The following is a 23,425-nucleotide window of genomic DNA, read 5'->3' on the forward strand; positions in this document are numbered from 1 at the left end:
GCTTAAGTGCGATACTCTGCGTTTATTTTCACATAGTCATACGAAAAGTCACATGTCCAAACTTGATCATGTGCAGCACCACGGTTCAATTTCACCGTGATGGTAATTTCAGACTCGGCCATGACAGCCTGCCCCTTCTCTTCAGTATAATCTGGATCAGGCTGGCCGGATTTAACGATACAGACATCATTAATAAAAATAGACACACCTGATAAATCAAAATCAGCTAAACCGCTTCGTCCCACTGCCGCAAGGATTCTTCCCCAATTTGGATCAGAAGCAAACAGTGCTGTTTTGACTAATGGTGAATGGGCAATGGTATAGGCAACCTGGCGGCATTCTTCCTGGCTTTGTCCTTGCTCTACATTAATGGAAATAAACTTGGTCGCACCTTCACCATCACGTACGATAGCTTGCGCCAGATAACAACAAATATCATTCAGCGCCTTTTGCAAGGCTTCGCCTTCTTCTGAGGTAATCTGAGTAATCTTTGCGTTGCCTGCCTGGCCCGTGGCCATTAGCACACACGCATCATTTGTAGAGGTATCACCATCCACCGTGATGCGGTTGAAAGAATGATTCATGGCGTTGTTTAACATGGTGGTTAAAACAGCATAATCTACGTTGGCATCAGTCGCAATATAAGCCAGCATCGTGGCCATATCAGGTCGAATCATGCCGGATCCTTTAGATATACCGGTTATCGTGACTGTTTTGCCAGCTAATTCAACTTGCACAGACTTCGCCTTAGCGAGCGTATCTGTTGTCATAATGCCTTGAGCAGCGGCTAACCAGTTATCAGCTGATAGACCATCATAGGCATCAGCCAAAACGGCACGGATCTTATCGACAGGTAATGGTTGACCTATTACACCTGTAGAGAATGGTAAAACATTCGCTTCATTGACACCAGCGACTTCTGCTACAGCCTGACAGCACGCTTTAGCTGCAACCAGGCCAGCTTCACCAGTGCCCGCGTTAGCATTGCCAGAATTAATTAATAAATATCGTGTCGCTTCAGCTGCTTGATGCTGTTTCGCCACAATGACAGGGGCAGCACAAAAAGCATTCTTTGTATAAACCGCGGCTGTTTGTGTGCCTTCGGCGAGTTCTATCAATACAACATCTTGTCTGCCTGGCTTTTTTATTCCTGCACTAGCCGTGGCAAGGCGAATACCATCAATGGCCAGTAAATCTTCCGCCTTAGGTGCTGACAAATTGACTGCCATTAACGAATAGCTCCATGACATTGTTTGAATTTTTTACCACTGCCACATGGGCATGGATCGTTACGACCGATTTTACTGCCGTCACGAGTATAAGGTTGATGAGCGGCAAGATCTTCTTCTTGATTCTCTTCACTGGCTAGTTGTTGAGCCTGCTCGTGTTGATACTCCATTTCAGCTGTCTGACGGCGCTGTTCTTCAACCGCTTCCACATCTTCTTCTGCTCTAATCTGTACGCGAGAGATGAGTTTAATCACCTCATGCTTAATATTGTCGAGCATTGCTTTGAACAGGCTGAACGATTCACGTTTATATTCCTGCTTAGGATCTTTCTGTGCGTAGCCACGTAAATTAATCCCTGTACGCAAATAATCCATCTGGGCCAGATGGTCTTTCCATTGGGAGTCCAGCGTTTGTAACATGATGGCTTTTTCAAAGTGACGCATTAATTCTGAGCCAACCGCTTCTTCTTTTTGTTTGTATGCCTTCTCTGCTTCTTCTACGATACGTTCTCTTAATGACTCTTCATGTAAAGAGTCATCATTTTCTAACCATTCGGCTACAGGTGCTTCAAGAGCAAACTCTTCTCTGAGTGCTTCCTCTAAGCCTGAAATATCCCACTGTTCATCAATGCTATTAGGTGGAATATACATACTGATAACATCATTAATCACCGTGCTGCGCATTGATGAGATGGTCTCTGAAACATCGTCTGCAGCCATCAGCTCATTACGCTGCTCGTAAACAACCTTACGTTGATCGTTGGCGACATCATCAAATTCGAGCAATTGTTTACGAATATCGAAGTTATGCCCTTCCACTTTGCGTTGGGCATTTTCAATCGCACGTGATACCCAAGGGTGTTCAATAGCTTCACCCTCTTCCATGCCTAATTTCTGCATGAGTCCAGCCATCCGGTCTGAAGCAAAAATACGCATTAGATTATCTTCAAGAGACAGATAAAAGCGTGTTGAGCCAGGGTCACCCTGACGACCGGAACGGCCACGAAGTTGATTATCAATACGACGAGACTCATGACGCTCAGTACCAATGATATGCAAACCACCTGCTGATAATACCGCTTCATGACGGTTCATCCACGCTTGGCGGATGGTTTGTTTTTGTTCGTCACTTGTATCTTCTGGCAAACCATCTAACTCAGCATCTAAACTACCGCCGAGAACAATATCGGTACCACGACCAGCCATATTGGTGGCAATCGTTACCGCTGAAGGCATACCTGCATTCGCAATAATATGTGCTTCTTTTTCGTGGAATTTAGCGTTGAGCACTTCGTGTGGAATTTTGGCCTTTTTAAGCAGGCTATGAAGATATTCTGAGCTTTCAATAGACGCTGTCCCTACCAGGACAGGTTGTCCACGCTTCACACAATCTTTTACATCTTCCAGAATGGCATCGTATTTTTCTTTTGCGGTGAGATAAATACGGTCTGCTTCATCTTTACGTTGCATTTCTTTGTGGGTCGGAATGACCACAACTTCCAGGCCATAAATGGATTGCAGCTCGTAAGCTTCAGTATCCGCAGTACCTGTCATGCCCGATAATTTAGAATACAGACGGAAATAGTTCTGGAAAGTGATAGAGGCTAAGGTTTGATTCTCGTTTTGAATCTTCACATTTTCTTTGGCTTCAACCGCTTGGTGTAAGCCTTCAGACCAACGACGACCGGGCATGCTTCTTCCGGTGAATTCATCGACGATGACAATTTGGTTATCCTGAACAATGTAGTCCACGTCGCGTTGGAACAAGACATGCGCACGTAACGCAGCAGTGACGTGGTGCATTAAACCAATATTGGCCGCATCATATAAGCTGGCATCGGCTGATAACAAACCGATATCAGTGAGCATCGACTCAATTTTTTCATGACCGGACTCGGTAAAGTGAACCTGCTTATTTTTTTCGTCTAGTGTGTAGTCACCTTCTACGGTAACGTCATCGCCCTCACCTTCTTGTTTGCTCAAGCTAGGGATAAGCGTATTAATTTTTTGATATAACTCTGAACTGTCTTCTGCTGGCCCAGAAATGATCAGCGGTGTTCTGGCTTCGTCAATCAGAATAGAGTCAACCTCATCGATGACAGCAAAATTTAATTCACGCTGGACTCTCTCTTCCAAACGAAACGCCATATTGTCACGAAGGTAATCGAAACCAAATTCATTATTGGTGCCGTAAGTGATATCACAGTTATAGGCTTCACGACGTTCATCATTACCCAGGCCGCCAACAATAACGCCTGTTGTCAGGCCAAGGAACTCATATAGTTTACCCATTTGCGTGGCGTCACGTTTTGCCAGGTAATCATTAACCGTGATGACGTGAACACCTTTACCTTCAAGTGCATTCAAATAGACAGCCAATGTCGCAACAAGTGTTTTACCTTCACCGGTTTTCATCTCAGCGACTTTGCCATCATTCAACACCATGCCACCGATTAATTGGACATCGAAGTGACGCATGCCGAGAACACGTTTACTGGCTTCACGCACAACGGCAAAAGCTTCAGTCAATATGTCATCGATAGTTTGGCCATCAGCAAGACGCTGTTTAAATCCCTCAGTTTTGGCTCGTAACGCCGGGTCATCAAGTTGTTCTATTTCTGTCTCAAACTTGGCAATCTCATCTATCGTCTTACGCATTTTTTTCAATACGCGCTCGTTACGACTACCAAAAATTTTACTGAAAAACTTGCTAACCATTTTTTCGCCTTAAACTGTGTTGATTACGGCGTGAACACCGATAAAAGTAATAAACTTGTGATTATAACGCGGACAAAGTCAGTGTTTGTAGATCACATTGTTTCATGTGGAGACTTCCCACAAATAAAACAAGAGCTCAAAAGAATTTACTTGATAAAACTATAAGGATTGATATGTTGGCCGTCACGTAAGACTTCGTAGTGAACGTGTGGGCCGGTTGACCGCCCTGTCGATCCCATCAGCGCCAACACTTCACCCTTGCTGACGCGCTCGCCCTTACTCACCTTTATTGTTTTATTGTGGGCATATCGTGTGACATAGCCGTTACCATGGTCGACTTCGACTAAGCCACCATAACCGCCACGATCACCCACCCAGCTGACAATACCATCGGCTACAGCCATGACTGGACTGCCTTCTTTGCCGGCAATGTCGATACCTTCATGGAAGGTTTTTTTACCATTAAACGGGTCGATACGATTGCCATAAAATGATGACACCCAGCCATTTTTAACCGGTTTACCTTCAGGAATACCTGCCGCAATATTTTCTTTTGTTATGAGATACTCTTCAAGGGCATTTAATGTATCACTCTGACCACGTAATTGACTTGATAGCTGTTGGATACCTCTTTCCAGTGCCTCACTATTAAGAGGCGAGCCATCATGTTCAATACCACCTTGACCAGGATGCTCATCTAAAGAAAAGTCTTCTGTCTCAAAGCCTGCAATTTGCGCCAGACGCTCACTGAACATTTTCAAACGTATAGTTTCTGCCTGTAAACCACCGAGCTGTTTGGCATAAAAATCTTGTAAATTTTCTTCTTGATTTTCGTCCAGGTTCTGAGTGGTATCGATGGGATTTGAACTAGAAGAGAGAGTAGGAACGGGGACAGGCTGGAGATTTTCTGTTATGCGGTCTGTATAGAGCCATTTCGCCAGGCTATAGCTACTAACACTAATAAGGCATGTCAGCATCAGCATCAGCACGAACAAACTGGATCGCGTTAAATGCCAATGCTTATGGGTCTTGCTGTTTGAGGATATAATGATAACCTGCATTGTTATCCTTTTTCAGTCACTTAAAATAATATGTCAAAAAAACCTGAGCGCATTGGTCAACTCTATCAAAACGATAACCAGATGAAATGGTTATCAATTCGCGCCCAAAAACTGAACAAGCTTAACACCATTTTACAAAAAAGCCTGCCTTTAAAATTTAGTAATCATTGCACATTGGCAAACATCACGGAAGATAAAATCATCATTCTCACTGATAAAGCCAATTATGCGAGTTTATTGCGCTTTCAGGCTGCCTTTATTTGTAAAACCTTATCAGCGCATTTACCGAATCCAGTAAAAAAACTGGAGGTCAAGGTCAGACCACAAAGCGAACCGCTTAAATCGAAAATGAATCCGAATACGCTCCGTGTATCAACTGAAACGGCAGAACTTCTAACAAGTACTGCCGCTGAAATGCAAGACGGCCCATTAAAGGCCGCCTTGAATAAACTCGCTAAACGTCAATCCAATCAGAAAAATTAGCTTGAAATTGAGGCAGCAGGTCGACTGAAAAGAATGGGGGCATCTTTATCGTCTTCGAAGCTGACCAACTCCCAGGCATCTTCCTGAGCTAATAATTTCCGTAATAATTTGTTATTCACCTCATGTCCTGACTTATGGCCTTTGAAAGCACCAATCAGACTGTGTCCCAGCAAATACAAATCACCGATGGCATCCAGCACTTTATGACGAACAAATTCATCTTCATAACGTAAGCCATCTTCATTCAACACACGGTAATCATCAACCACGATGGCATTATCCATACTGCCACCTAATGCCAGATTGTTTTCGCGTAATTTTTCGATATCTTTCATAAAACCAAATGTGCGTGCACGACTGACTTCACGAACAAACGATGTGGAGGAGAAATCAACATCGACTTGTTGAGGTCGTCCAGTAAATGCAGGATGCTCGAAATCGATAGTAAATGACACTTTAAAACCATCAAATGGTTCAAATTTCGCCCATTTATCACCGTCTTCCATCACAACTGGTTTTTTGATGCGGATGAACTGTTTAGCCACATTCTGCTCTTCAATACCTGCCGACTGCACCAAAAACACAAAGGGACCGGCACTGCCGTCCATAATGGGTACTTCAGCTGCATTCAGGTCAATATAAGCATTATCAATACCTAAGCCGGCAAATGCAGATAATAAATGCTCCACTGTTGAAACACGTTGACCATGTTCAATCAGCGTGGTCGATAGAGCGGTTTCACCCACATTCTCAGCTTTTGCCTGAATCTCGACAACCGGGTCCAGATCCACTCTACGAAAAATAATGCCTGTATTAGGGGCGGCAGGTCGCAGGGTCAGATATACCATCTCACCACTATGCAAACCGACACCGGTCGCACGAATCACATTCTTCAATGTTCGTTGCTTTATCACGGTGTTTTACCCCCTTAAACAGTTACAGATCAAAGCATAATATCATAAGCAGAATATAAGCAGCTATACTAAATTAATCCGCCTGACGACGTAGAAATGCTGGAATATCCAAATAATCCATATTGACATCTCCGTTGGCGACTTGTTTCTGCTGACTATCTTTACCATTGCGTATGACTGTTGGTTCATCGTAATCGATTTCAACTGGCTTTTTCACAATTTCAATTTGTGGTGCAGCTTCTTCCGGCGCTTTCGCTACAGCGACTCTGGGTGCGCCTAAACCCGTCGCCACAACGGTCACTCTCAACTCGTCAGTCATGTCTGGGTCAATCACGGTTCCAACAACTACTGTAGCGTCATCTGAAGCAAATTCTTTAATGGTGTTACCCACTTCTTCGAACTCACCAATACTCATATCCAGACCAGCAGTAATATTGACCAATACGCCACGGGCACCAGCCAAATCGACATCTTCTAATAATGGGCTTGAGACCGCTAATTTCGCCGCTTCACGTGCACGATGCTCACCTTTAGCATGCCCCGTGCCCATCATTGCCATACCCATTTCAGACATCACAGTACGAACGTCAGCAAAGTCAACGTTAATCATACCTTCACGTGTGATTAATTCAGCAATACCCTGCACAGCTCCTAATAAGACATCATTCGCTGATTTGAACGCGTTCAGTAAGGTCATATCCTTACCTAATACTTTCAATAATTTTTCGTTAGGAATCGTGATCAGTGAGTCAACATGCTGTCCTAACTCTTCGATACCCGCTTGCGCAATTTTCATACGCTTGCCACCTTCGAATGGGAAAGGTTTGGTAACGACAGCTACCGTCAGAATACCCATTTCTTTGGCCACTTGAGCAACGACCGGTGCGGCACCTGTGCCAGTACCACCACCCATACCGGCTGTGATAAAGACCATATCTGCACCATCGATAACTTCCATGATGCGTTCTCTGTCTTCTAACGCTGCTTGACGACCCACATCAGGATTGGCACCTGCACCCAAGCCTTTAGTAATGTCACCACCCAGTTGCAGTTGTGTGGTTGCTGAGCTTTTACGTAATGCTTGAGCATCCGTGTTTGCACTGATGAAATCCACCCCTTCAATTTGGTTGACGACCATATGCTCAAGCGCATTACCGCCACCGCCACCAACACCAATCACTTTAATGACAGCATTTTCACTGTATGTATCAATTAATTCAAAAGTCATAACTTCTCCCCCAAAAAATTGTGTAAAACAAACATGCTCAATTACTCAGCTTAAAAATTCCCTTGGAACCAGCTTTTCATTCTTGCCAGCATGCCTTTTAAGCCTTCACTTACTTTAATTTCACCATGCCCTGGGGCATGCTCCTGATTGCCAAATAACAGCAACCCAACACCTGTTGCATGAATTGGGTTACGCACCACATCAACAAGTCCCCCGACATGCTGTGGCACTCCCAAACGCACAGGAAGGTGGAAGACCTCTTCAGCAAGCTCAATAGCGCCTTCCATTTTCGAACTACCGCCTGTCAGCACAATGCCCGCAGCCAGTAATTCCTCAAACCCACTACGACGTAGTTCAGCCTGAACTAACATCAATAATTCTTCATATCTCGGCTCAACCACTTCAGCTAGAGTTTGTCTAGCAAGCTGACGTGGCGGCCTGTCCCCCACACTCGGTACCTCAATGGTTTCATCTTCACGAGCCAGTTGTGTCAATGCACAGGCGTATTTAATTTTGATTTCTTCGGCATATTGCGTGGGTGTGCGTAATGCCACGGCGATATCATTGGTGACCTGATCACCAGCAATCGGAATGACCGCTGTGTGGCGAATAGCGCCATCAACGAACACAGCTATGTCCGTGGTTCCACCGCCGATATCAACGATACAAACACCCAGTTCTTTTTCGTCCTGATCTAAGACAGAGTAACTGGATGCCATTTGCTCAAGCACAATGCCATCAACTGTTAAACCACAACGTTCAATACATTTTGTGATGTTCTGAGCCGCACTGACAGCTCCCGTAATCAGGTGAACTTTTGCTTCCAAACGTACGCCTGACATCCCAATTGGTTCACGTATGCCTTCCTGGTTATCGATAATGTATTCCTGTGGCAATACATGCAGTAATTGTTGGTCTCCGGGGAAATGCACAGCTCGTGCTGCATCCATCACCCGATCAATATCACCCTGAGTCACTTCCTTATCGCGAATAGCCACCGTGCCATGAGAATTCAGGCTTCGAATGTGACTTCCGGCAATACCTGCATAGACTGAATAAATCTGGCAACCGGCCATCAATTCAGCTTCTTCAATCGCACGCTGAATCGACTGCACTGTCGATTCGATATTGACAACAACCCCTTTTTTCATGCCTCTGGCAGGGTGAGAACCAATGCCAATAATTTCGAGCGCATTATCATTGGGGCCGGCATCAACAACAGGTGCCGCGACAATTGCGACAACCTTTGATGTTCCGATATCCAATCCAACGATAAGTTCTCTTTCAGTTCGTTTCGACATCATACTGTTCCATTAAAATCAGGTTGCTGGCCGGATTTCCATACCACTGCCAGCCCATTGGTGTAACGCATATCAATTTCTTTAATCAGGTCTTTAAATGTTCCTAGCCCACCCGAATAGACGTTAACAAAGCGGGTCAACCTGTCTTCATCATCTGTACGGCCCAATTTAAGATGTAATCCTTCTTTAAAATCTACTTGCCAGGCACGACGTTTATCCATGCTCATACTGATGACTCGTAAGCCCAACACATTCACTTTTTGCTGAACATCGACCAGTCGTCGCGACAGCATTTCACTAGTGCCATCTGGGCCATGCAACTGAATCAAACCATCAGGCATTGTATCTTTGCTGGGCTTAAACACTTTGCCGTGACGGTTGACCAAGCCATCATCATTCCAGCGAGCAACCGCTTCATGCTCAGCAACCATCAAATGCAAGGTGTCTGGCCAGATTCGTCTCACTTGTATTTGCTCGACCCAAGGCAAGGTCTCACCTGCTTTTTGAATACTGGCTACATCTACATCTAAAAAACTGCCTCTGACAAAAGGCATCACCGCTTTGACTAATTCATTTCTGTCGGTATGGCGTAAAGTGCCATCTACCGTCACGTGCTTCACAGGCAAAGTATCGGCTTCACGCAGATACATTCCCCCTGCCACTAAGACGACGACCAAAGCCAACGTGGCGGCATGTTTGAACAATTTTTTCCATGCCAGTGGCGACCTGGGCTGTTTTACCTTAGCTGGCTCTTGTAATATGGCGCCTCTCCGCTGTTTAGCCATCAGCCCTCACCTCTGAAGCTTGTTTCTAAAATGCGGCAGACTAAATCATCGAATGACATTCCAGCTTGCTTCGCAGCCATGGGGACTAGACTGTGATCGGTCATACCGGGAACACTGTTTGCTTCAAGTAAAAACAGATTGCCTTGCTTGTCACGCATAAAGTCGATACGCCCCCATCCTTGCATGCCTAGGGCATTAAAGGCTTTTAACGCGATGTCTTGCATACCTTTTTCAACATCGGCTTCCAAACCGCAGGGACATAAATATTCAGTGTCATTGGCGTGATACTTGGCGTCAAAATCATAAAATTCATGTGGCGTTTTTAACCGGATGGCAGGTAAAGCTTCACCGTCTAAAATGGCAACGGTATATTCCTCCCCGTGTATCCACTGCTCAGCGATAACATCGGTGTCATATTTCAATGCCAAATCAATGGCCTTTTGTAAGTCACTGTGGTCATTGACCTTGGACATTCCAATGCTGGAACCTTCGTTAACAGGCTTAATGATGAGAGGTAGCCCTAAATCAGCAACTAATTCATCGGTATTGGTTTGTGCAGACACAGGAACAAACAGGGCAGTTGGTAAACCCTGTTGAATCCACGCTAATTTGCTCAATCGTTTGTTCATAGACAGTACAGAAGCACTAATTGCACTTCCGGTGTAAGGCAGATTGATGGCCTGTAAAAAACCTTGAATTTCACCATCTTCACCGCCACGTCCATGGAGGACGATAAACGCACGATCAAATTCACCACTGTTCATTTTTTGACAGATATCGAAGCTGACATCGATGCCATACGCATCGATACCACTACGTTGTAAGCCAGCTAATACCGCATTGCCACTAATGAGTGAAATCTCACGTTCAGCAGATCGGCCGCCCATCAGTACAGCAACACGACCAAATTCAGCAGCAGACACAGTGTGTTTTATCATGATGGCTCTCCGATTATATGCACTTCTGGAATCAGCTTAACGCCGTGCTCTTGCTCAACCCGTTGCTGTACTTCAAAGATGAGTGTCTCGATGTCTTTTGCTGTGGCATCACCATTATTAACGATAAAGTTTGCATGTTTATCTGACACACTGGCACCGCCCACTGTGAGTCCTTTCAGACCACTGACTTCAATCAAACGACCAGAAAAGTCGCCTGGTGGGTTTCGAAAAACTGAACCAGCACAAGGTTGATTGGTGGGTTGACTGATATTTCTTTTTTCAGTAGGTCGCGGATAAGCTCCAGCTCAGTCTCTTTATCACCTTGTTCAAATCGCATTTTTGCTGCTACGAACCACTGATTTTCTGGCAAGTTCACATGACGGTAGCTGACCTCAAACTGATCAGCATTGTAGAGATGTAACTCACCTTGTTTATCAATCGTTGTGACTTCTACGACGGAGTCCCATGTCTCAATACCATGAGCACCAGCATTCATGGCTAAGGCGCCACCTAAAGTACCCGGTATCCCTGCCCAGAAAGCAGCACCTTTTAAGCCAGCCTTCGCCGCTTGTTTCGCTAACTTGCTGCAATAGAGTCCGACTTCTGCCGTAATCTCATTATCAGTGACATCGATGGTTTGTAATGCGCCGGCAGTGACAATCACAGTGCCGGCAAAACCACCATCACGAATTAATAAGTTACTACCCAGACCGACCCATAGCACAGGTTCTTCTGCAGGTAGTTGTTGTAAAAACAGGGCGAGATCATTTCTGTCGGTAGGACGGTAAAGCTGTTTTGCCGGCCCTCCTACACGCCATGAGTTATAACGAAAGAGTGGCTCATTTGTTTTTAGTTCACCTTTTAAAGTCCGAGGTAATGCCATCATTCAGCACCCCCATCGTTTAAGATCTCAGGTAAAGCCTGTGCCATCCGGCCGATATCACCAGCACCTAATGTCAACAACACATCGCCGTCTTGTAGTAAGCCCGGTAATAATGCGTAGAGTTCCTGCTTGTCTTCTGCAAATACAGGCTCAACCTGACCACGCAAGCGGATAGCCCGACATAAACTACGTGCGTCTGCCCCGGCAATTTTTGCTTCACCGGCTGGATAGACCTCTAACACAACTAGCACATCAACACTGGATAAGACATGCGCAAAATCTTCAAACAAGTCACGTGTGCGTGTGTAGCGATGAGGTTGGAATACCAATACTAAACGGTTATTTGGCCAACCACCGCGTGTGGCGGCAAGCGTCGCTGCGATTTCAGTTGGATGATGCCCATAATCATCAATCAGCATGGCCTGACCTGTACCCGCTTTAACCTGACCCAGTAGATTAAAGCGTCGCCCTACACCATCAAACTTCAGTAAGGCTCTTTGGCAATCAGTGACACTGACATCAAGGTTACGTGCTACAGCCATGGCAGCAGTCGCATTCAAGGCATTGTGTAAGCCAGGCATATTCAATGTGACAGGGAAGCTCTGTCCTGAGCGTTTCTCTACCACGGTGAAAAAGCTTTGCCCCTGATGTTGCGTGAGTTCCATTAACTGATAATCAGCATCAGGGTTTTGTCCGTAAGTGATAAACGGTCTGGTTACATCAGCCAATAACGATTGGATAACCGGATCATCAAGACATAACACTGCCAGTCCATAGAATGGTAAGTGATGAAGAAACTCAATGAAGGTGGCCTTCAATTTGCCAAAATCACCGTCATATGTCGCCATATGATCTTCATCAATATTCGTCACCACCGCAATCATTGGCTGCAGGTATAAGAATGATGCGTCACTTTCATCAGCTTCAGCGACCAGATAACGCCCTGTACCCAAACGCGCGTTCGTGCCGGCACTATTTAAACGTCCACCAATCACAAAGGTAGGATCCAGCTCGCCTTCGCTTAATAAGGCGGCTATCAAGCTGGTTGTTGTGGTTTTACCATGCGTTCCTGCTACAGCAATGCCATAACTAAATCGCATCAGCTCGGCCAACATTTCCGCTCTGGGTACAACAGGAATCAATTGCTCTCTGGCTGCCACTAATTCAACATTATCTTCGCTGACAGCAGTAGTAACGACCACCACATCAGCATCGTCAAGATACGATGCATCATGGCCAATCATAATGGTCGCACCCAGACTACGAAGATGCTTGATCAAGCTGTTCTCAGCTAAATCACTACCACTAACTTGATAACCCAAGTTCAATAATACTTCTGCGATACCGCCCATACCCACGCCACCAATACCGATGAAGTGGATATGCTTAACGCGGCTCTGCATGGCTGAGGTCAGTCTATCCATTGGCAGCCTCCATACAAATATCAGCGATATGCGCTGCTGTGCCCATTTTTGCGACTTGTTTTGCCGCATTTGCCATGTTTAATAACCCTTCTCTATCACCATCTAATCTACGAACCGTATTCGTTATCACATCAGCATCTAAATGTTGATCTGCCATTAAAATTGCTGCATTCGCATCCACCAAGACAGCGGCATTGTGGGTCTGATGATCATCCACGGCATATGGATAAGGCACTAAAATTGATGCAATACCGGCCGCAGCGACTTCTGCCACAGTCAGTGCGCCAGCTCGGCATATCACTAAATCAGCCCATGCATATGCCGCTGCCATATCCTCAATAAACTCTTTAACATCAGCCTCAACACCAGCGTCTTTATATGATTGGCGGCAATCATCACTATGCTTGCTACCACACTGATGGATGACTTCAGGACGATGGTCAGCGGATATCTTGGCTAAGGCTTGCGGCACGTAAGTATTCAATGACCGGGCGCCCAGGCTTCCGCCCAGGACCAATAGATTTAATCGACCTGATTTTTCTGTCTGACGAAGGTGTGGCATTGGTAAATCTTCAATCGTTTTCCTCACCGGATTACCAACCCACTCTGCATCGATTTTTTTATCAAAACTGTCAGGGAAACCGGTTAGCACTTTGTCTGCTAATTTTGCTAATAAACGGTTCGTCAGACCTGGAATCGCATTTTGCTCATGAATAATTAATGGTTTTCCCATCAACCATGCTGCAAATCCACCAGGACCAGAGGCAAAACCACCCAGCCCCATCACTACATCAGGTTTTAATTGACGAATGAGTGAGCCCGCTTCCAGTATCGCTTTGACGACTTTAAATGGCGCCATTAACCAACCAAGCACACCATTCCCACGTAAGCCTTTGACTTTAATTTCTGATAATAGATAGCCAGCTGCAGGCACTAATTTCGCTTCAATACCATGAGCGGTACCAATCCACGATACTTCAACATCTCTCAGACGTAACTCTTCTGCCACCGCAAGCGCAGGGAAGACATGTCCACCGGTACCACCCGCCATAATCATGACTCTTTTCATCGTCTGATCCTCGCTGAGGCTTTTTCAGGTATTCGTGTTTCCATATCGACACGGAATAACAGTGCAATCGCCGCACACACAATCACCAAACTACTGCCGCCATAACTCATTAATGGCAAAGTCAGACCTTTTGTCGGAAGCGCCCCCATGTTCACACCAATATTGACGCAAGCCTGTAACCCCAACCAAATGCCGATGCCATAAGCGATCTGTGCACCAAATACTTGTCCAGCCTGCTCTGCAGCTCGTCCGATCGCTAGGGCTCTCCAGATAAACACGAAGAACAACACAATGACAGTCAGTGCACCAATCAGTCCCAGTTCTTCTGCAATAATCGAATACAGAAAGTCGGTATGCGCTTCTGGTAAATAAAATAACTTCTGCATACTGCTACCAAGGCCCACACCGAACCAATCGCCACGACCAAAGGCAATGAGTGCCTGTGTTAACTGAAAACCACTACCAAATGGGTCAGCCCAAGGGTCCATAAAACTCTGTAAACGTTCCAGACGGTATGGTGCAATCCAGACCAGCATCGCAAATAGCAGCCCCATCACACCAATCAATGTCGCAAACACATCTAATCTGGCACCACCTAAAAACAGCATGGCAAGCACGGTTGACATGATCACCACCATCGATCCCATATCAGGTTGTAATAACAACAATAAGGCGGCTACACCTAACAGGGTCAGTGGCGCTAAGACTTTTAAAAATGAGACGTGCAGCTGTCCATGGTGACGTTGCAAGTAATCAGCAATGTAGATAATGGCAAACAGCTTAATCAGCTCTGCTACTTGTAAATTGACAGGGCCAAGAGGTAACCAGCGTGAGCTGCCATTGACTTCACGTCCAACGCCTGGAATAAGCACCATAATTAACATCGCCACACCAGCCATTAGCAGTTGTGGGGCAATGCGCTGCCAAACGGCTAATCTGACAGAAATGAATCCCCAGGCAATGGCTATACCCACTGCAGCAAAGGCAAACTGGCGTATGAAAAAGTATAAAGGTTGCTCAAGACGACTATCTGCAACAGTAATCGACGCAGAACACACCATCACAAGACCGATAAACAGCAATGCGCCGGTAGAAAACAACAAGCTTTTATCAAATTGCAGTGAAGACTCACTCATGCTGCAATCTCCCTAACGGCTTGTTCGAAACAATTTCCACGTTCAACATAGCTACTGAACATATCGAAACTGGCACAGGCAGGAGACAATAAAACATTGTCGCCTTCCAACGCGATTTGCTGTGCAATTTTAACAGCATCAGCCATATCTTTTGCTTGAAGCTGATCAACACCAGTCGGAATGACTTGGGCGATTTTATCGGCATCTAATCCCAGCAGAATAACTGCCTTCACTGAGGCTTTGAGTGATGGTGTCAGTTCCGAAAAATCCTGTTCTTTTCCGACGCCACCAGCAATGAGAATAATTCTGCCATTACCTGCCAACCCGTTAATGGCGGCAACTGATGCACCCACATTGGTTGCTTTAGAATCATTAAACCAACGCACACCATTCAGCTGTCTGACGAGACGACAACGATGTGGTAGGCCTTTATATTCTCGAATGGCTGACAACATGGATGACATGGGTAATGCCATCGCTGAGCCCAGTGCCAGCGCTGCCAGCGCATTGGCAATATTATGCATACCAACGATTTTCATCTGATCGATGGGTAATAAGGGATATTCGCCCTCAGCTAGCCATGTTTGTCCTTCTGTTTCTAATAAACCGAAGTCGACGCCTTGTGACTCATGAAGACTAAAACCGATAATGTTTCGGCCAGGCTGGCTCATGCTGTTCACAATCGGGTCATCCCGATTAATCACCATGACACCATCACCGTTAAAGATGGTTTGCTTAGCGCGTTGATAAGCCTCTACGGAGTCATATCTGTCCATGTGATCCGGACTGACATTCAGCACAACAGCAGCAAAAGCATTCAATGAACGCACAGTTTCTAGCTGGAAACTGGATAGTTCAAGAATATAGAAATCGGGAGCGGACTCTTCTAACAGATCTAAAGCGGGTGTTCCTAAATTCCCCCTGCTCTGACTGTTTTCCCTGACACTTGTGCCATCAGGGCCAAAAGCGTGGTGACCGTGCTTTTACCATTTGAACCTGTAATCGCCACAATAGGCGCATCAGCATAGCGAGCAAACAACTCAATATCACCCACAATCTCAATGCCTGCCTGGCGTGCAATTTCAAATTCAGGAAGACGCGGATCGACTCCAGGACTCAAAACAATCAGATCAGCTTTTAAGATCCAGTCCTGATCCAGCCCGCCGGTTTTAATTAATACTTGTGGATACGCATTTTTCACATCCTGAACAGAAGGTGGATTCTCACGGGTATCCATGATGGCAATACCTAGCGCTCTATTGGCTAAAAAGCGAGCACACGATAACCCGGTCTGACCCAGACCGATGATTAGGCAATTTTTATGTGAAAGACTATTCATGCCGTATGTCATCGTATTTTCAACGTTGCTAGACCAATCAATACCAGAAAGACTGTCACAATCCAGAACCGGACGATGATCCGTGGTTCTGGCCAGCCTTTGAGCTCATAATGATGGTGAATCGGTGCCATAAGAAATACACGTTTACCGCGCAGCTTGTATGAGCCCACTTGAATCATGACCGACAGTGTTTCAATCACAAACACGCCTCCCATGATCAGTAAAACCAACTCTTGTCTGACTAATACGGCTACTGTACCCAGTGCGGCACCCAGTGCCAGGGCACCCACATCCCCCATAAAGACTTGTGCGGGATAGGTATTGAACCAAAGAAAACCGAGTCCAGCTCCCACCATAGCCGCACAGAAAACAACGAGTTCGCCGGCACTTGGAATAAAGGGAATTTGTAAATAGCTTGCAAACTCAAAGTGTCCAGCGACATAACTGAATAAGCCTAATGCAGCCGCGACCATCACCGTAGGCATAATGGCTAGGCCGTCCAGGCCATCGGTCAAATTCACTGCATTGCTGCTACCCACAATCACCAAATAAGTCAGCAGCATGTACCAACCACCCAAAGGAATCACAATCTCTTTAAAAAACGGCACGATCAATTGCGTTTCAGCCGGCACAGTGACCGTCATAAATAAAAAGATAGCTGCTCCGGCACCAAAGACAGATTGCCAAAAATATTTATATCGGCTCAGCAAACCACGAGGGTCTTGACGAACTAATTTGATGTAGTCATCTACAAATCCAATCAGCCCAAAAGCTAATGTAATAATCAAAACTACCCAGACATAACGGTTGGTCAGGTCAGCCCAAAGTAGTGTGCTGACAGCAATTGCCACCAATATCAGAGCGCCACCCATGGTGGGTGTGCCTTTCTTGCTGAAATGAGATTCTGGACCATCTTGTCTGACAACCTGACCAATCTGTCTAAAACTCAAATGACGGATCATGGTCGGTCCGATAATCAATGCAATACCCAAGGCCGTCATGACCCCAAGAATGGCTCTCAGTGTCAGGTACTGAAACACGTTAAAGCCACTGTAGTATTGGCTCATATAATCACTCAATAACAGCAGCATTACTGTGCCTCCGAGGCTAGCGCATCGGCTAATTTATCCAATTGCATAAAACGTGATCCTTTAATCAAACAGGTCACATCTGCTGTTAAGGTGTTTTGCAAAAGCTGTTGCAATGTTTGTATGTCCTCAAAATGAATGGCGTTATCACCAAACTCAGCAGCTGCGAGCTGGCTCTTCTCTCCCACCGTAAATAGCGATGTCACGCCTGCGGCTTTTGCTTGTAAGCCCATGCTCTGATGAATGGCATCACACTCACCACCTAACTCACCAAAATCTCCCAGAACCAACCAACGAGGTTCATCAAAACCAGACAAGGTTTCCAATGCCCGCAGGTAGGAGCCGGGATTAGCGTTGTAGGTATCGTCAATCAAGCGACTCCCTGACAAACCTTTACGCATTTGTAAGCGGTGAGGTACGGCTTGTAGTGTGTTCAGCCCGCGAACCATTGCATCAACAGGAATATTCAGCGCCACACATATGGCTATGGCCGCCAACGCGTTGTTCACATTATGTAAGCCGGGCAAAGGTATAGTCATATGGTGGTTAATACCATCAATATGAACAAGGAAATGACTTGCCGCAGGCTCTGGCTGGATATAGTCGGCGAAGATATCCACTTTTGTTTGCAATCCAAAACGGATAGTTTTTCTACCCGCAATCAAGGGTTGCCATATCGATTCGTATGGCATATCGGCATTTACCACTGCAATGCCGTTCTTTTTCAATCCTTGATAAATACTGCCTTTTTCTTTAGCTATACTCTCTTCGCTACCTAAACCTTCGATATGGGCAGACGCAATATTATTAATCACTGAAACATCGGGTGATACGATACTCATCAGATAAGCAATTTCGCCCGGATGGTTTGTGCCCATCTCAATCACCGCATAGTCATCCGATTTGTCAATACGACAAATGGTTAAAGGCACGCCCAGATCGTTATTTAAATTGCCTTGTGTTGCAGTGACTGTGCCCACTTCAGACAAAATAGCTTTGACCATTTCTTTTAGGCTGGTTTTACCATTACTGCCAGTGATGGCGATAACTTTTGCATGGCATTCTGCTAACCAGGCTTTTGCAATTTGTCCAAAAGCTATTCGAACATCATCTACCTTGATCTGTGGTAATTCATCATCTTGATATTCACTAACTAATGCCGCGACAGCACCATTTTCTCTGGCTTTTGCTAAGTAGGTATGACCATCGACATGTTCCCCTTTAAAGGCAATGAATAAATCACCTGGTGTCACTTTACGTGAATCAATGACAGCACCTGTTACCACAACATCAGCAACGTCATTCTGGGCTGAGACAATCTCAGCAATCTGTGTAAGCGTTAGCTGAAGCCCCATCAATGACCTCCCACCACGTTTTTTATGCCCGTTGAGTATGAGTCGAACACGGCTTTAACCACAGCCGCATCACTAAACGGATAGCGAACATGATTGATTTCCTGATAGGACTCATGCCCCTTACCTGCAATCAGCACAATATCTTCTTGCTTGGCATGATTGATGGCATAGCTAATAGCTAGCTTACGATCGAGTTCAACGCGAATTTTCTGCGGTTCATCACACCCCGCCAGGATATCTTCAATAATCAGCAGATGGTCTTCGGTGCGAGGATTATCATCCGTAATAATGACCTGATTAGCTTCTCTTTCTGCGACTTTACCCATAAGTGGGCGCTTACCACGGTCTCTATCCCCGCCACATCCAAATACACACCAGAGCTGCCCCGTTTTGGGTAAGTGAACTTGCAAGGTCTTCAGTGCCTGATGTAATGCGTCAGGTGTGTGAGCATAGTCGATGACCACTGTGGATTGACCCGGCTGAGTATATGTTTGCATGCGCCCACTTACTGCCTGACATTGATTAATAGCTTCAGCGCATTGTTGTTGGTCTAGTCCCAGTGCTGTAAGCACACCTATCGCAGCCAGTATATTGTCAACATTGAACTCACCCAGTACTGGCAAGCTTACAGGCAGTTTATTTGCATTAACCTGCGCTTCAAAGGACACACCATCTGCTTTGTATGCGATCTGCTCTGCACGAATATTCACCTGATTTTGTGCACCGCCGTATGTCAGTAAGTTCACACCAGATTTCAGTTTCGAGATGACATCTGTACCAAAGGCATCATCTGCATTAATCACGGCGTATTCCACACTCTCCATATCAAACAAGCGTTTTTTTGCTGCAGCGTAGTTGGCCATGGTTTTGTGATAATCAAGGTGATCCCGGCTGAGGTTGGTCAGCACGGCCACATTGATATCAACACTATTTAATCGGCCTTGGGCTAGGGCGTGGGATGAAGCCTCCAATGCCACGTATTCACAGCCTTCACGCTTAAACTTCGCCAACAGCTTCTGCATGGTAACGGGGTCAGGCGTTGTCATCCCGGTCATTTCCAGATCACACAAACGCCCTGCTCCCATGGTGCCAATCACACCACATGGTTTGTTTATTGACTCCAATGCTTGGGCGATAAATTGACTGACTGAGGTCTTACCATTGGTCCCGGTGACAGCAATCACAGTCATGCCCTTGGACGGGTGGTCGTAAAAACGTGCCGCTATAAATCCAGCTTTTTCAGCTAGATTTTCAACTGAGTAAGCCATAACCACTGCTTCAGTGAGCATTTGAAGCTCAGTCTCAGTTAAGGGTTGTTGCTCATCAATCAGGACAGCAAAAATATCCTTTTCCAATGCTTGTCGAAGGTGCTTTTCTCTATCCAACGTATTTTTAGCTAAAGCCAGAAACAGACCACCGGCAGCAACCCGTCGGCTGTCCATACTGATATCGCTCAATGTACATTCTTGTAAGGTGGATTTATCCACAACAAGATCACTGAGTAATGCCATCAACGACTGAGATTTTACAATTGAAGTCATCATTTGTGAGCCACCTGCATCTGGGTCATCGGTAAATCGTCAGGGGCAATATTCAACAAGCGCATTGCACCCGCCATCACTTCTGCAAACACAGGCGCAGCAACTGCGCCACCGTAATATTCACCTTGTGGCTCATCAATCATCACGACCATAGCTAAACGTGGAGCTGATGCGGGGATGATGCCAGCAAAGACAGATTGATAACGATCATCAGCATAACCACCGCTGATCGCTTTTTTCGCGGTTCCGGTTTTTCCAGCTACATGATAATTCGCCACAGCAGCACGTGTGGCGGTTCCGCCTGGTTCAATGACCTTCACCATCATCTGCACGACATCACGCATGATGTCTGCTGAGAATTCTCGTCGTCCTTTTGGCACTTTATCTGTTTTAATGAAGGTGACAGGTTTGAGAATGCCACCATCAGCTAAAACGGTGTAGGCTCTGGCAAGTTGCATCGCACTGGTCGATAAACCGTAACCATATCCCATGGTGGCGATATCCAATGTGCGCCATGACTGAGGATCCGGCATGGTTCCCATCGCCTCACCTGGAAAATAAGCACCCGTTGCCTCGCCCAAGCCGAAACTGGCAAAGTCATGCCACAGTTCAGCAGGATCAAGAGCCAACGCAATCTTACTGGCACCGACATTACTTGATTTCTGGATAAGGGTCGTCAAGTCGATTTCACCATAGTCTCTGAAATCTTTTATGGGGTGGCCACTTACTCGATAATAGCCAGGGTGTGTATTAATGATGGTGCTTTGATCAAACTCACCCGATTTAATACCACTGACGACCGTAAATGGCTTGACCGTTGAGCCCGGTTCAAACAAATCAGTAACAGCGCGGTTTCTGAGATCACTTGGTTTGAGGCCGGCTCTATTGTTTGGGTTATATGAGGGCTGATTAGCCATCGCCAGCACTTCACCCGTACGCGTATCAAGAATGACAGCAGTACCTGATTTTGCCTGATGTTCAGCAACGGTTTTCTTCAAGGCTTGGTAAGTTAAATATTGCAGTCTGAGATCAATGCTCAACTGCACATTTTCGCCGGATTTAGCCGGACGAATCAGCTCACCACCTTCAACGTAGTTACCACGGCTGTCACGCACCATACGCTTCAATCCAGGGCGACCAGTCAGCACTGCATCGTAAGTCAGCTCAAGTCCTTCCTGACCGATATCATCAATATTGGTAAAACCCACAATATGTGAAGCAACTTCACCAGCTGGATAATAACGTTTGTATTCACGTTGAAGCGCCACACCCTGTATGCCCAGCGCTTTTACTTTTGCTGATAATTCCGGTGTGATACGACGTTTCAGATACACAAATTCTCGGGACTGATTCTCTTCAATCTTATTTTTAATTTTTTGGACGGATAAACCCAGTAACTGTGCCAGTTGTGGTATGCGGGGATCACTCGCTAATACATCCTGAGGATTTAACCAGACAGAATGTACAGGTGTACTTATTGCCAATGGTTCACCATGGCGATCCACAATCATGCCGCGATGAGCAACGATAGGCACTTGACGAAGATGGCGGGCATCACCTTGATGACGCAAAAACTCAGGATTTAAGACCTGGATATCAGCCAAACGCCAGCATAATCCAGCCACCATCAATACGAACATGATGCGAACCAGGTTGAGGCGCCAAGCGCCAACTTGTTGCACTTTCTGACCGCGCTGCTTCATGGTTTTATCACCACTGTCATATCAGATTTAGGCACAGTCATATCCAGACGTCGTTTCGCTTCTTGCTCTACACGACTTGGGCTTGCCCAAGTGCTTTCTTCCAACAATAAACGTCCCCACTCTTCGTTCAGAGCATCACGTTGTTTTTCTAATTGTTGCAGTTGCACAAATTCATTTCGGCTCATGTGTTTTGTGTAAATCACAGACACAGCAGAAACCAAAACGACAAAAGCCATTACGAATAATGGCGTATCAATCTTGATGGTTTCTAACAGTGCTTTTAAATTCATGCCAGCTTCTCCGCTATACGAAGCACGGCACTACGAGCGCGTGGATTGAGTTTGATTTCTTCTTCTGATGCTTTGATAGCTTTGCCAATCACTTTCAGACGAGGATTTAATTGATCTACAGTGACGGGGAAATGAGACGGCAGATCATCACCACGGGCTTCATCGCGGAAAAACCGTTTCACAATGCGATCTTCGAGTGAGTGAAAACTAATCACCGCCAAACGACCACCCACGGCTAATACATCCAAAGCCTGCTCTAAAGCCGTTGTGAGTTCTTCCAGCTCATTGTTGATAAAAATTCGAATAGCCTGAAATGTTCTGGTAGCTGGATGCTTGAACTTGTCGCGTGATGGACTGGCTTTATCCACTAAATCGGCTAACTGTTTAGTCGTTGTAATAGGATGTTCATCACGTGTTTCCACAATCGCTCTGGCAATACGTTTGCCATAACGTTCTTCACCCAGCGTTTTTATCACATCAGCAATTTCATCCATATCAGCTGTTGCTAACCACTCTGCTGCACTTAAACCCGCTTCAGGATTCATTCGCATATCAAGTGGTCCATCTTTCATAAAGCTGAACCCACGATCAGCATCGTCTAACTGTGGTGATGACACACCAATGTCCATCAAGATTCCATCGACATTGCCTTGCCAGAGACGAGCATGAACCGCTGTATTGAGTTCTGAGAAATTGCCATGTTCTATTGAAAAACGGGGATCTTTTGCAGCCAGAGCCTGACCTGTTTTGATCGCTTGAGGATCACGATCCAAACCCAATAAGCGGCCATTGTCAGACAACAACGCAAGAATGGCACGGCTGTGTCCGCCGCGACCAAAGGTAGCATCAAGATATTTACCATCTGCCTTCACTGACAAGCCCTGTATGGTCTCGCTTAACAAGACTGGCAGATGTTCCGAGTCGTTCTCAGTCATAATTCC

At 45.8% G+C, this 23,425-nt stretch carries 22 protein-coding genes; 1 reads left to right on the forward strand and 21 read right to left on the reverse strand.

All coding sequences use genetic code 11. The annotated features are described in order from the left end of the window. Nucleotides 1-2: 2 nt before the first annotated feature. The 3 genes from argJ to QUE24_RS04600 form a co-directional block, all read right to left on the reverse strand. Nucleotides 3-1,229: a bifunctional glutamate N-acetyltransferase/amino-acid acetyltransferase ArgJ gene (gene argJ / locus QUE24_RS04590; protein WP_286305468.1), complete on the reverse strand. Its 1,227-nt coding sequence runs from the start codon at nucleotides 1,227-1,229 to the stop codon at nucleotides 3-5. Continuing rightward, nucleotides 1,229-3,946, reverse strand: a complete 2,718-nt coding sequence (gene secA, locus QUE24_RS04595) for a preprotein translocase subunit SecA (RefSeq protein ID WP_286305469.1) — start codon at nucleotides 3,944-3,946, stop codon at nucleotides 1,229-1,231. Before secA ends, argJ begins: the two co-directional genes overlap by 1 nt. A gap of 146 nt (nucleotides 3,947-4,092) precedes the next feature. Beyond that, on the reverse strand, nucleotides 4,093-5,007 hold the full coding sequence (locus QUE24_RS04600; RefSeq protein ID WP_286305470.1) for a M23 family metallopeptidase: 915 nt from the start codon (nucleotides 5,005-5,007) through the stop codon (nucleotides 4,093-4,095). An 81-nt stretch (nucleotides 5,008-5,088) separates the two neighbouring features. Here QUE24_RS04600 and QUE24_RS04605 point away from each other — a divergent pair, with 81 nt between their 5' ends. After that, on the forward strand, nucleotides 5,089-5,490 hold the full coding sequence (locus tag QUE24_RS04605; protein ID WP_286305471.1) for a DciA family protein: 402 nt from the start codon (nucleotides 5,089-5,091) through the stop codon (nucleotides 5,488-5,490). On the opposite strand, the gene lpxC is transcribed toward QUE24_RS04605, so the two are convergent. The 18 genes from lpxC to rsmH all read right to left on the reverse strand — a co-directional run bounded on the left by lpxC (nucleotide 5,487) and on the right by rsmH (nucleotide 23,419). Then, a complete protein-coding gene (gene lpxC, locus QUE24_RS04610; protein WP_286305472.1) occupies nucleotides 5,487-6,404 on the reverse strand; it encodes a UDP-3-O-acyl-N-acetylglucosamine deacetylase in 918 nt (305 codons plus the stop codon). The two genes, QUE24_RS04605 and lpxC, sit on opposite strands and share 4 nt — an antisense overlap. A 73-nt stretch (nucleotides 6,405-6,477) precedes the next feature. Then, complete coding sequence (ftsZ, locus tag QUE24_RS04615) at nucleotides 6,478-7,632, reverse strand: cell division protein FtsZ (protein WP_286305474.1); 1,155 nt, start codon at nucleotides 7,630-7,632, stop codon at nucleotides 6,478-6,480. 50 nt (nucleotides 7,633-7,682) lie between these two features. Further along, on the reverse strand, nucleotides 7,683-8,933 hold the full coding sequence (gene ftsA / locus QUE24_RS04620; RefSeq protein ID WP_286306070.1) for a cell division protein FtsA: 1,251 nt from the start codon (nucleotides 8,931-8,933) through the stop codon (nucleotides 7,683-7,685). Then, nucleotides 8,933-9,718 (reverse strand): cell division protein FtsQ/DivIB, encoded by a 786-nt coding sequence (locus QUE24_RS04625; protein ID WP_286305475.1) that lies wholly within the window; start codon nucleotides 9,716-9,718, stop codon nucleotides 8,933-8,935. The genes ftsA and QUE24_RS04625 overlap by 1 nt, the downstream gene beginning before the upstream one ends. Next, nucleotides 9,718-10,656 carry a D-alanine--D-alanine ligase gene (locus tag QUE24_RS04630; RefSeq protein WP_286305476.1) on the reverse strand — a complete coding sequence of 313 codons (939 nt, stop codon included), beginning with the start codon at nucleotides 10,654-10,656 and terminating at the stop codon, nucleotides 9,718-9,720. The genes QUE24_RS04625 and QUE24_RS04630 overlap by 1 nt, the downstream gene beginning before the upstream one ends. Beyond that, on the reverse strand, nucleotides 10,653-10,925 hold the full coding sequence (locus QUE24_RS15780; protein WP_350226611.1) for a hypothetical protein: 273 nt from the start codon (nucleotides 10,923-10,925) through the stop codon (nucleotides 10,653-10,655). The genes QUE24_RS04630 and QUE24_RS15780 overlap by 4 nt, the downstream gene beginning before the upstream one ends. Further along, nucleotides 10,850-11,542, reverse strand: a complete 693-nt coding sequence (locus QUE24_RS04635; protein ID WP_350226603.1) for an FAD-binding protein — start codon at nucleotides 11,540-11,542, stop codon at nucleotides 10,850-10,852. The genes QUE24_RS15780 and QUE24_RS04635 overlap by 76 nt, the downstream gene beginning before the upstream one ends. Further along, the gene (murC, locus tag QUE24_RS04640; protein ID WP_286305477.1) at nucleotides 11,539-12,963 is read right to left on the reverse strand and encodes a UDP-N-acetylmuramate--L-alanine ligase; all 1,425 of its coding nucleotides are present in this window, start codon (nucleotides 12,961-12,963) and stop codon (nucleotides 11,539-11,541) included. The genes QUE24_RS04635 and murC overlap by 4 nt, the downstream gene beginning before the upstream one ends. Then, entirely contained in the window at nucleotides 12,956-14,032 is a 1,077-nt protein-coding gene (murG, locus tag QUE24_RS04645) for an undecaprenyldiphospho-muramoylpentapeptide beta-N-acetylglucosaminyltransferase (protein ID WP_286305478.1), read from the reverse strand. Before murG ends, murC begins: the two co-directional genes overlap by 8 nt. Beyond that, nucleotides 14,029-15,168: a putative lipid II flippase FtsW gene (gene ftsW, locus QUE24_RS04650; RefSeq protein WP_286305479.1), complete on the reverse strand. Its 1,140-nt coding sequence runs from the start codon at nucleotides 15,166-15,168 to the stop codon at nucleotides 14,029-14,031. The genes murG and ftsW overlap by 4 nt, the downstream gene beginning before the upstream one ends. Next, nucleotides 15,165-16,061: a UDP-N-acetylmuramoyl-L-alanine--D-glutamate ligase gene (murD, locus tag QUE24_RS04655; protein ID WP_350226612.1), complete on the reverse strand. Its 897-nt coding sequence runs from the start codon at nucleotides 16,059-16,061 to the stop codon at nucleotides 15,165-15,167. Before murD ends, ftsW begins: the two co-directional genes overlap by 4 nt. Before the next feature lie 17 nt (nucleotides 16,062-16,078). Continuing rightward, entirely contained in the window at nucleotides 16,079-16,507 is a 429-nt protein-coding gene (locus QUE24_RS15785) for a Mur ligase family protein (protein WP_350226604.1), read from the reverse strand. Between the two features lie 8 nt (nucleotides 16,508-16,515). Next, nucleotides 16,516-17,598, reverse strand: coding sequence for a phospho-N-acetylmuramoyl-pentapeptide-transferase (gene mraY, locus QUE24_RS04660; RefSeq protein ID WP_286305480.1), 1,083 nt, complete (start codon nucleotides 17,596-17,598; stop codon nucleotides 16,516-16,518). Continuing rightward, complete coding sequence (locus tag QUE24_RS04665) at nucleotides 17,598-18,950, reverse strand: UDP-N-acetylmuramoyl-tripeptide--D-alanyl-D-alanine ligase (RefSeq protein WP_286305481.1); 1,353 nt, start codon at nucleotides 18,948-18,950, stop codon at nucleotides 17,598-17,600. Before QUE24_RS04665 ends, mraY begins: the two co-directional genes overlap by 1 nt. Next, nucleotides 18,950-20,494, reverse strand: a complete 1,545-nt coding sequence (locus QUE24_RS04670) for a UDP-N-acetylmuramoyl-L-alanyl-D-glutamate--2,6-diaminopimelate ligase (RefSeq protein WP_286305482.1) — start codon at nucleotides 20,492-20,494, stop codon at nucleotides 18,950-18,952. Before QUE24_RS04670 ends, QUE24_RS04665 begins: the two co-directional genes overlap by 1 nt. Beyond that, entirely contained in the window at nucleotides 20,491-22,194 is a 1,704-nt protein-coding gene (locus tag QUE24_RS04675) for a peptidoglycan D,D-transpeptidase FtsI family protein (RefSeq protein ID WP_286305483.1), read from the reverse strand. Before QUE24_RS04675 ends, QUE24_RS04670 begins: the two co-directional genes overlap by 4 nt. Then, nucleotides 22,191-22,484: a cell division protein FtsL gene (gene ftsL, locus QUE24_RS04680; RefSeq protein ID WP_286305484.1), complete on the reverse strand. Its 294-nt coding sequence runs from the start codon at nucleotides 22,482-22,484 to the stop codon at nucleotides 22,191-22,193. The genes QUE24_RS04675 and ftsL overlap by 4 nt, the downstream gene beginning before the upstream one ends. Continuing rightward, nucleotides 22,481-23,419, reverse strand: a complete 939-nt coding sequence (gene rsmH, locus QUE24_RS04685; RefSeq protein ID WP_286305485.1) for a 16S rRNA (cytosine(1402)-N(4))-methyltransferase RsmH — start codon at nucleotides 23,417-23,419, stop codon at nucleotides 22,481-22,483. Before rsmH ends, ftsL begins: the two co-directional genes overlap by 4 nt. Nucleotides 23,420-23,425 lie beyond the last annotated feature (6 nt).

The sequence above is a fragment of the Methylophaga marina genome, assembly GCF_030296755.1.
Lineage (GTDB): Bacteria > Pseudomonadota > Gammaproteobacteria > Nitrosococcales > Methylophagaceae > Methylophaga > Methylophaga marina.